The sequence below is a fragment of the Prosthecobacter algae genome (assembly GCF_039542385.1).
Taxonomy (GTDB): Bacteria; Verrucomicrobiota; Verrucomicrobiia; order Verrucomicrobiales; family Verrucomicrobiaceae; genus Prosthecobacter; species Prosthecobacter algae.
The window spans coordinates 769,212-779,514 of sequence record NZ_BAABIA010000003.1; the positions used below are offsets into that span (position 1 = coordinate 769,212).

Annotated in this window: 9 protein-coding genes; all 9 read left to right on the forward strand. The window is 59.3% G+C overall.

Annotated features, from left to right (window positions below):
• Positions 1 to 43: 43 nt before the first annotated feature.
• The 9 genes from ABEB25_RS09915 to ABEB25_RS09955 all read left to right on the forward strand — a co-directional run bounded on the left by ABEB25_RS09915 (position 44) and on the right by ABEB25_RS09955 (position 10,128).
• Positions 44 to 3,133, forward strand: a complete 3,090-nt coding sequence (locus ABEB25_RS09915; protein ID WP_345736231.1) for a coiled-coil domain-containing protein — start codon at positions 44 to 46, stop codon at positions 3,131 to 3,133.
• A complete protein-coding gene (locus tag ABEB25_RS09920) occupies positions 3,130 to 3,990 on the forward strand; it encodes a hypothetical protein (RefSeq protein ID WP_345736232.1) in 861 nt (286 codons plus the stop codon). The genes ABEB25_RS09915 and ABEB25_RS09920 overlap by 4 nt, the downstream gene beginning before the upstream one ends.
• Positions 3,987 to 4,481: a hypothetical protein gene (locus ABEB25_RS09925; RefSeq protein ID WP_345736233.1), complete on the forward strand. Its 495-nt coding sequence runs from the start codon at positions 3,987 to 3,989 to the stop codon at positions 4,479 to 4,481. Before ABEB25_RS09920 ends, ABEB25_RS09925 begins: the two co-directional genes overlap by 4 nt.
• 8 nt (positions 4,482 to 4,489) lie before the next feature.
• Positions 4,490 to 5,395: a hypothetical protein gene (locus tag ABEB25_RS09930; RefSeq protein WP_345736234.1), complete on the forward strand. Its 906-nt coding sequence runs from the start codon at positions 4,490 to 4,492 to the stop codon at positions 5,393 to 5,395.
• Positions 5,396 to 5,524: 129 nt separating this feature from the next.
• Positions 5,525 to 6,163 (forward strand): hypothetical protein, encoded by a 639-nt coding sequence (locus ABEB25_RS09935; RefSeq protein WP_345736235.1) that lies wholly within the window; start codon positions 5,525 to 5,527, stop codon positions 6,161 to 6,163.
• Positions 6,163 to 8,907, forward strand: a complete 2,745-nt coding sequence (locus ABEB25_RS09940; RefSeq protein ID WP_345736236.1) for a beta strand repeat-containing protein — start codon at positions 6,163 to 6,165, stop codon at positions 8,905 to 8,907. Before ABEB25_RS09935 ends, ABEB25_RS09940 begins: the two co-directional genes overlap by 1 nt.
• Before the next feature lie 4 nt (positions 8,908 to 8,911).
• Positions 8,912 to 9,481: a hypothetical protein gene (locus ABEB25_RS09945; RefSeq protein ID WP_345736237.1), complete on the forward strand. Its 570-nt coding sequence runs from the start codon at positions 8,912 to 8,914 to the stop codon at positions 9,479 to 9,481.
• Between the two features lie 18 nt (positions 9,482 to 9,499).
• A complete protein-coding gene (locus ABEB25_RS09950; protein WP_345736238.1) occupies positions 9,500 to 9,907 on the forward strand; it encodes a hypothetical protein in 408 nt (135 codons plus the stop codon).
• Between the two features lie 35 nt (positions 9,908 to 9,942).
• Positions 9,943 to 10,128 carry a hypothetical protein gene (locus ABEB25_RS09955; protein ID WP_345736239.1) on the forward strand — a complete coding sequence of 62 codons (186 nt, stop codon included), beginning with the start codon at positions 9,943 to 9,945 and terminating at the stop codon, positions 10,126 to 10,128.
• Positions 10,129 to 10,303 lie beyond the last annotated feature (175 nt).

Consider the following 10,303-nt stretch of genomic DNA (forward strand, 5'->3'; position numbering starts at 1 on the left):
CGGAAGCATACGACCGTCCGACGCGGTCGCAAGCTCGATCCGCATGGCCTCCTCTTCCTCCGCTGACGCAATCGCCCGCATGGGCTGGGACAACACGGCTGCACGCAAAGGTGCCAACGAGCTGGTGTCCATTGCCGAGCAGACGAAAAAGCGCTCTGAGGCAGCCCTGGGCAGCATCGGCAGCGGGGTCAAATTCGCGACGGCGTTCGCGGGTCTCGATGGAGCGGCGGTGGTGGCACGGAAGGCAATCGCGGGCGTGCAGCGTGGCCTGGATTTCAACCAAACCCTTTCAGACTCAACGGTCGGGATCAGCAACGTGCTGCGGCGTTTCGACGGCCTAAACAAGGTCGCTGCGAAGAATGAGGCAGGCCGAGCGCTGGAACGGATCATCGAGCTGGAGCCGATCACAGCAGGTGGCCTCCAGGATCTTGTCGGGGGCTTCATGGGCACGCTGGCCGCCTCGAAAGGGGTCGGACTGAGCACGATGCAGAACATCGAGCTGGTGGCCAAATTCGCCAACGCCATCGCCAATGCAGGCCTGCCCTTGGATCAGATCCGGCAAGAGTTCAGGTCCATCCTCACAGGCACCATCACCAAGGACAGTCAGATCGCGAAGATCCTGGGGATCACCAACGAAGACATCAATTCTATCCGAGGGGATGGCGATGCCATCTTTGCATTCCTGAATGCCAAGCTGGGTGAGTTTGGCGAGGCGGGTGACAGCGCGACCGTGACTTTCAGCTCGCTTAACAGCGCCATCGACAAGGCGCTGGGCGCGACCACACAACAGCTTTTCGAGCTAGCGGTGAGAGCGGCTAAACAGCTCGCTGAGCAGCTCCAGGATCAGGCCTGGGTTGATCAAATGAAGGATGCTGGTGTGGATGTAGCCAACGTGGCCGAAAGCTTTTCTCAGCTTGTCTCAGTCGTGATCGAATGGCTTCCCACCGCCATCCGCCTAGGGGCCAATCTCGCAGAGCTGGGACCAAGCATGCTGGCCATCGGCGCTGCCATTAGCCTGATGAAATTCGGCGGCATGATCAAGCAGAAGCTGGAATTTGCTGCCGCAGCCAAAGCCAGTACAGCCGCCCTGCAGCAGGAGACAGCGGCACTCCAGCAGAACGCGGCTGCACAACAGGCCAATAGCACTGCGGCCGGCACTCGTGACAAGCGTTCGCCATATGTCACGGCAGGGCCTAACAAATGGGAGTCAACCATTGATATCGGCGCGGCTGTCAGGGATGCTCGCATGAGTGGAGCCAAAGCCAGCATGGGATTCATGGAAGGCTTTAAAACTTCCTTCCGAAGCTTCCCGCAGTCGGCTGGTGGTGTGATGCTGGCGAGCATGAATGGCATGGTGCCTTTGATGCTTTCGGGGTTATCCTCCGCTTTCATTGATCGCTCTAAGGGGATCGCTGGCGGCATCGGCAAGGCGATAGGAGGCGAGGCAGGATCCAAGATGGGGCCTGCGATGATGGATGGTCTAACGGTGGTACTTTCCTCCATGGGGCCTTATGGCGCACTGGCTGGCGCAAGTATCCAGATCATTGATGGGGCGGCCGCTGTCGGTTACAAAGCAGGCCAAGCCTTGGCTAAGTCCTACGATGAGGCCATTAACAAAGACAACGCTGATTCACGAAAAAGGAATGGCGGCGAAGATATTCGACAGCTTCTCGACAAGGGGAAGACGGCTGATGCAGAGCGTCTTCTTCAGCAGCGCTTAGAGCTGGCTCAAGGTTCATTGACGCGGGCAAGGCGTGAAGGCAAATCCACAGGAGATCTCGAACTGGAAGTCGGAATCCTCGAAGACATGCAAAAGAACTGGCTGGCTGTGGTCGAGCGCAGTGCAGCGACTCAGGCTCAGATCCGCAAAGAGCAAGAAGCCTCGGAGGCTGAACAGGAAGCGGCAGCCAAACGCAAACAGGAAGAGGATGAGAAGCGAATCAAAGCCTGGCAGCAGATCCACTCCCTGACCAAGGACATCCAGGATTCGAAGATCTCCCTGTTGCCCGACGACCAAAAGCTCGCTGCCTTTGAAGCGCAGCTCCGAAGGATCATGGAAGATGCCAGCCTGGGCGCGGGACAGTCCGGGCAGATCGGCAGCATTGCAGACCTAGAAAGGCTGGCAGCGGCTCAGCGGGCGAGCGGCGATGCCACGGGCGCGGCGAATACGCTGGCCAGGCTCAAGGAAGCTGTAGCCGTTCAGGAGAAGCTTTCAGGCCTAACCGAGAACATGCGCAACAAGGCAGCGCAGGAATCCCAGGATGCCGCTGAATCCGCCAAGGAAGTCCGCTTCAAGCGCGAGATCCTGGACCTGGAGATTCAGATCAACAAGGCCATCGTCGAAAGCGGTGATGAGGAGTCCCTTCGTGTCACTCAACTGCAAGATCAGTTGTCCATTAAACAGCGGGCCAAAGAACTACAGCAGTCCCTCAACATCTCCGAGGCTGAGGCCCTGTCCATTGCTACCCAGAAAGTGACCGCCGAGCGGGCCATCAGTGATGCCATCAAACAGAGGCAGCGCCAAAGCGCCGTGGGAGAGATGGGCGAGGAATTGCAGATCATGCGTGAGCTGGCCGCTGGTCACCAGGCCAAAGCGCAGCAGATGCAACGGGAACTGGACATTCGCCGTGAAGCCAAACGCATCATGGATGAAACGGGTTTGTCGGAACAAAAGGCCCTGGAGATCGCTCGTGAAAAAGCGGCGCTGCAGGATGCCATCAACAAGCGCCAAAGGAACTCGCGCTATGACGAGGAAGGCCGTCGCCATACCGATGGCCGCAAGCGCATCAATGCTCATATCTCGGGTGATGACGGTCGCATTGGTGGCGGTGGCAGTGGCTTGAATGGCTTCTACGATAACCAGAAAACGCGTCTGCGGGATACCTTCGATACCCCCCTCCTTGACGCCTACGATGAAATGCAGAAGACGCCCCTGCGTAACACTTTCGAGACGCCCGGTTTGGATGCTTACGAACAGCTCCAGAAACAAAAGCCTGGTGCTACAGACCAACTGAAAGACAAGGCCCAGCAGAACGCCGCTGAGCCGCAAGGCGCTGCGGATCCGAACGCATCCGTGGGTCAGATCGTCGCCCAAGCCCTTCCTCAGATTGTTGCCCTCCTCTCTGGATCATGAGCTACTTTTTATCAGACCCTTTTGCAGAATACGGCACCCTCGACATGGAGGTCGAGCCGGAAGAATTGATCCGGCATAAAGACGGCCTGGATACCAGCATGCAGGTCTGGCAGACCAGTGCCGAAGATTCTTTCGTGGATGGCACAGCCCCGCCCCGGCGTCCGCTGATGCGCATCAAGGAGGTGTCCAGCAAACGAGACGGCCCTAGGTGGGTGCATAGGCTCATGTCCGAAGGCTTTGTAAACTCGGCGGACAAGATCGAGTCGAACCGCATCCGTCGCCCGGAGGAAGGTTTCGATGAAGGGCCGCTGACGGTGTTGACGATGCGACCGCAGAACTATCTCCAGGGCGTGTCACATCCGCTTTACCCTAGCCTGGTGATCACAGACCTGGAAGGTGAAGACGTTAACGCACACGGTCACATCTGGAGGATGCAATGCGCCTGCCGGGGCATCTACCTGCCCAAGGCGGTGAAGCGCCGCTACTCAACAAACGGCAAGGAGATCAGAGCTGCAACGGCCTTTGCCATCGCGGGCCTCGCTGGTTCGGAGCCGCAAAATTGGGTTACGCCGCTGCAGCGTATTCAGATGACGGAACGATTCCTGATGAATGGCATGCCTCCCACGCACCTGATCGGGCAGCAGCTCGTCGGTGTCGAGATCCCGACCGACACTCCGACCATCAACTCAAGTGCGGTCGACACGCTCTCCACGACCGGGAGGCGCTGGAACTTCCCATTTGCGTGGACGGTGATCAATGTAACGGCTGAAAGACTGCTAGCCGGACGGCTTGAGCACGATGTGACGGTTCAATACGCCTACCTGCCCGTGAGCGAACCTGGAGGGCAGCAGGCATGACGAAGGACAAACCTGAGGTCAAGCCCTACCGCTGGAAGCGCACGCAAGGACCGCTCCAGATGTGGATGCTGCGCGATTACGCGGCCTGGTTATTCCCCCAGGTCTCCCTGCCGTGGGAAGCGCCAGGCGTGCGGCGCAGCAAAGATCCGGCGCGAGACCCCGACACCGATGGACCTGAGGTTAAGCCTTACCGATTCCCCAAATCTGAAGGCCCCTGCCTGATGAAAGACTTGGTGCATTTCGGAAATTACGTTTTGAAGATGCTGCCTCCCTTGAGTCAGGATGTGCTGATCACGGATCCCGGCACTCAGTTTGAAGAACGGACGGAGGGGCCGTTGCGGCCTGAGAAAGAAAAGGACGCCTATCAGTGGCCAGCCAAGAACAGCCTCGCGTTTGTCCGCCATCTCAAGCACCTCGCAGCGCACATCGACACCCTTCTTAGAAAGCGGGAGAACCCACGCCAAGACATCGAATACGGTGCCTTCGGCTAACCAAATTTATGAAACTCTACTTTGACGTTGAAACACAAAAGCTAGTCCACAGCGCGGGGCGGCTGGATCCCGTGAACCTGATCGAGGCTAAGCGCGGAGCGGGTGAATACATCGCCGTCCAGCTCCTGCTCAGGGGTGAACCTTGGCAGGCCCCAGGCGGCAGCGAGATGGTATTCGTCTCCAAAAAGCCTGGCCTGTATGACAGCGCCCCTTTGGCCTCGGCAGACACCTGGACATACGACAGTGCGACCGGGTTGTATGAGACAGCTATCAACTACGAAGTGACAGAGCTGGACGCCATGATGCAGATCGGCCAGACGAAACAAAGCCCCTTCATTGAGCTGGCCGGGGAGTTTGCCTTCAGCCGTCCAGGCCTCGGCGGCTGGCGACGTTCGCAGACGGTGCTCCTACGCTTGGAGAACAATGTCTGGCGAGGCACCGAGGATGCCGCTGCCCTGCCATCAGCAAGCCTTCTTCGCCCTTCGATCATCGGGATCTCGGCGGATGTCGTCAACAACAACGCAGTGGCCAACACGATGGCCGATGTGACCGGGCTGCAGTTTCCTGTGATCGCAGGCAAGAGTTATGGATTCGAGTTCCTGATTCCGTACACCGCCGCTGCCACGGGGACCGGAAGTCGTTGGTCTATCAATGGACCTGCGACCACCCTGCTGAACTATCGCAGCACGTACACCCTCACGGCCACCACGGAGACCACCAACTACGCCAGCGCCTATGACATGCCAAGCGCGGCTGGAGCCACCAGCCTGGCAGCAGGCAACATCGCCATCATCCAGGGCGTGGTGAAGCCAAGCGCGGATGGCGATATCGTGGCCCGGTTTGCGAGCGAAGTCGCAGGCAGCGCCATCACGGCAAAGGCGGGTGCCAGTGTGAAGTTTTGGGAGCTGCCGTGATGAAGGGGGAGGGTCGACACGTGTCGACCCCTTTGACATCCGTCGCCCGGAGTGGATCCTATAACCGTTTTCGTCGATACCGCGACTGGTCGAGTCCAGGCCTCAACCGTGGACATAGCCGCGCCAAGCTTGGTCGCGATCCTGGGGACGGCGCTGAACCTGACCGTAGCCTTCCTGGAAGCTGCGACTCCGGTCGAGATCGACGTGACGGCCTCGGGAGTGCTGGTCGTTAAGCAACCTCTCGAATTCGCGTCAGCTCCTCTGCTGATGGATGCCGCGTGGGAGGCCTCGGGCGACGGAGGATCCAGCCGCTATCTTTTCGCATGCCTGGTCTCGGGCGATGGCCTGGCAGCGCTGATTTCAGGAAATCCAGAGGTGGTTGTCACAGCCCAGATCGAATGGACTCCGACAGGCGAGGATGCCCCTCGGCGCAGCCATCCTTTCTCCCTGACGATCATCAATTCTTATTTCCAGCCGGGCGATACGCCGCCGCTGGTGCCAAACCCAGCACGCACGGTACCTTACTATGCCGATGTGATCGGCCTAACCGGGGGCGGTGCAACGAAGCTGGATGGCATTCCTACGGTGTCGCTGTCGGTGAGAACGCAGGTGGAAGTCATCGTCAACAACGGGGAGTACGATCAGCGGCGCCGCTTCCTTCTGTATGCCGATCCAGGCGATGCCGATGTCGAGAATGAGCCTGCTGGCATCATCATCCCTGATGACCGCTCTGCCGAAAATTTAAAAACGTGGAAAGAAATTGCCTGATGAAAAAGACCCTTCTGAATATCCTGTTAGGCCTGGCCATGAGTGGCTGGGCATCTGCCCAAAGCACCGATCCCGTGGTGAAAACAAAACCGGATGGAAACCTCACGGCCAACTTTAAAGTGCCCACGGGGAAAACGATTCAGATCTCCAGCGGCGGGACATTGATCATCAAAGCCGGGGCCACCATCCAAGCTGAAGACGGAAGCACCGTCTTGGGCTTTGGAGGTGGTGGTGGGGGCAGCGGCCTGACTAATTTCGCGAGCACGCTCACAGGCGCGACGCTGACATTCACGGGCACGCTGACGAGCGGGAAGACGATCACCTGGCGGGATCTCGCAGGGACGGTGGCGATGATCGGCGACTTGTCCGACTTTGTGACGGACTCGGCTGCCGCTGCTGCTTTTCAACCGCTGGATTCGGATCTGACAGACATCTCAGCTCTGACCACGACGAGCTACGGGCGCGGCCTGCTGGAGGCTGCGGATGACTCAGGTCTGCGCACCCTGGCGGGGCTGGTGATCGGCACCCATGTGCAAGCCTACAATGCGAATACGACCATCCTCGGCAATACGATCAGTCTGGCCAGCGAGGTGGCGGATACTCTACCGATCATCAACGGTGGCACGGGGAGCGCGAATGCGGCCGATGCACGTGCCGCGCTCGGCTTGGAGCTGGGGGTGGATGTCCAGCCGTATGACCCGGATACCACCGTGCTAGGCTCGACCATCGAGCTGAACGGCGGAGAGGTTACCGGGCAGCTTCCGGTCGCCAAGGGCGGCACTGGCGGAGCCGATCCCTCTGGGGCAAGATCTGGCCTGGGTCTAGTCATCGGTGCCCATGTTCAAGCGTATTCAGCCAGTCTCGATAGCCTGGGAGCCTTGGCTCCCACCAAGGGCCGCCTGATCGTGGGCAATGGAACCAGCTTTGTGGACCTCGCCGTGGGCACCGATGGGCAAGTGTTGATCGCAGACAGTGCGCAAACGAAGGGCATCAAATGGGACACCGTTTCTGGCGGCAGCGGCATCACTGCGTTGACAGGTGATGTCACGGGATCTGGCACGGGATCGGTGGCCACAACGCTGGCTTCCACGGGTGTCACGCCAGGCACGCATGAGATCGCGGGTTTTACCGTGGATGCCAAGGGGAGGCTTACAGGCGTAACGGGCTATGATGTGGATGCCCCTGAAGGCATCCCTCTGATGGGCGCGGCCCCCATCACAGGCGGTGCCTATGGCTTCAAGGTCTATTTCAACCCTGACTGGCCCTCTGAGCCAATGACCGCGTATGGCCACGTCGGACTCTATGCTCACCCTTCCTCCGATGACGGGATCGAGGTGTTTCTCCCTCGGATCGCCGGGGAATTGCTCCTGAGGCCCGCCGCTGGATACGGCACTAGCGGCCAGGTGCTGACGACCAATGCAGACGGCACCACGAGCTGGACCACAACAGGCGTCGGTTCTGTGACGAGCGTATCAGGAGATGCCTCAGGCACTGGTATGACGCTCTCAGGTGGGCCGATCACCAGCAGCGGCACTCTCACGCTGGGAGGGACGCTGAACATCGCCAGCGGTGGCACCGGGGCCACCACGGAAAGCGCGGCACGGACGGCCCTCGGCCTCGCCATCGGCACCAATGTCCAGGCCTACGATGCGCAGCTCGCAGACGTGGCAGGTCTCGCGCCTACCAAGGGCCGTCTGATCGTGGGGGATGGGACCAACTGGGTTGACCTTGGCGTGGGGACTAATACCCACGTCCTCACCGCAGACAGCGCAGAGACGAAGGGCATGAAGTGGGCAGCCGCATCAGGAGGATCTGGCTTAACGAACTTCACGGAAACACTCAACACGGCCTCGCCTAACAATACCATCAATGCAGCCGAGCTGACGGTGACAGGTGGCACTACGAATGCAGATCTTGTGCTCACCCCGAAAGGCACGGGCGGATTCAAACTTTATGGCGAGTCAGATGGCACGGCCACGGGCGGAGCAAAGCTTGGCTCTTATTCCATCGATCTCCAGGGGCCATTCCGTAACGCTGCAGCCGATACTGCCAGCGGCACTTCTTCCATCACTTGGGGACGATATTCCAGGTCCACAGGGAACTATGGGATGGCGGGCGGGTATCTGGCCTCAGCGACCGGGGGCACGGGTAGCCAGGCCATCGGCTATCAGGCGACCGCGTCCTCAAACTATGCGGGTGTTTTTGCAGGCATCGGGAACACTGTGAGCGCCCAATTCGGTTTCATCGGTGGTGGCCAATCGAATTCAGTCACAGCCGAGCATGGCAGGGCGGCTGGCACGGGTGCCTTGGCGGATCGATATGGGATGGAAGCCTGGGCAGCGGGCACTTTCAGTGCGACTGGCGATGCCCAGGCGGGCGCTCTTGTTGCACGCAACAACACGACGGGTGCCACTCCTACAACGCTCTTTCTCAACGGCGGGGCTTCCCGGTTCACTATCCCGGCTGGCAAGGTGATGGGGATCCAGATCATGGTCATCGGTGGCAAGTCCACGGCTGGCGATGCTTATCGTTATACCAGGCACATCATCATCAAGAATGTGAGCGGCACGACAACGCTTCTGGATGTGGCCACCGTGGGCACCGATTACGAATCCAATGCAGCGACCGACATCACCATCACGGCCGATGACACGAACGATGCCCTGGACGTGAAGGTGACCAACATCGCCTCCGAAAACTGGCGCTCAGTCATGCGTGCCGACATCGTAGAACTCGCCTACTAAGATCATGAAATCCTTCCTTCTCTTCCTTCTCCTTTGCGTCTTCTGCCAGGCTGATGATTACAAGCAGTTTGGCCGCACGGATACCTTCACACTCGTTACCTTGCCTGTCGATGAGCAGGGCGTGCCGGATCTTGAGGTGCTACGCGTACCACTCTTGGCCGTCTGGCAGCCGCCGCAAGTGGTCCCCTTGGTAAAGACACCGCCCCCGCAAGTGGCCTCCAACGAAGTGGCAGAGCCAAAGGTGGTATGGTTCGCGGATCGCGTGGAGAGGCAGTGGGAAGTGCGGCTGAAGACAGCGCGTGAGCTGGCCGCCGCTGCCTTGGAGGTTGGCTACACGGTCCAGCCGGAAGGTTTCACACTCAGCCTCAAGGATCGGGATCGCACTCAATTCGCGCAGATGCTCAATCTTGTGCGCGAGGCTCAGTCCCTCGGGTATATCACCGACGCAACTCCGCAGAACATCGCCGATGCCAGCGACCAGCTGCACGTCGTCACCACGCTGCGCTTCCGTGAGATCATGGTCTCCTACGGCCTGCACTACAAAGCCCTCTGGGACGCCGCCAAAGCCGAATAACATACGACCTGTTAGACCATGCTACAGCAGTTCCACAACATCGCGTTTGAAATCAAGCTGGCCATCGCGTCAGCTTTGGGCCTGGGTACCTTCCTGGCTGACATCTCCGGCGACTACAAAGGCTGGGAGGATCTGAGCTTGAAGGTGCTGCTCTTGATCGCCCTCGTCTACATCGGCAGACTCTACCTGCAGCAGCAGAAGGATCACAAAAGCGAGGTGGCTGATTACAGGCGCGAGATCGTCGAGACCTGGGCAGCTCATAAGCGGGATGTGGAAGAGCGCGAAGATAAGATGAATGCCGCCCTCTCCGCTGCCCGTGAAGATATGGCCATCCTGATCGGCTTAACCAAAGAGCAGACGGATCATTACAAGTCCGTCACTCGGAAGCTGATCGAAGATCGGATTGCCAAACCGACGCTGCCTTGATCGGCGTCATGGTTTGACACCCCGCGTGAGTTGCCATGAAAGCAATCAAGCTCCTCAGCATCCTCACCTTCGCAGCCGCCCTCAGCTCCTGCGAGCAGTTCAAGCAGTTCGACTATGCGGTCGGGTCCAGCGGCACCGGGTACTTCTTCACCGTCGCGCCCAAGCCTGCACCCCCCGTCCAGGCCACCAGCGCCAAGCAGCCTGTGAACGTGCGACCGTGATCTAGCGGTCGGATGTCCCTCATCAAAGCCCCGCCCTCGCGAGAAGGTGGGGCTTTTTTGTGATCTTCACACTTTTTTATCGACTTAGCCTTCGAACCGCATTTGCGCCTTGAACGTGCTCGCTCTAGGCCGTTGTTTAATGCATGCCTGAAGACCGAGTTCTGCGTTGCCGCAT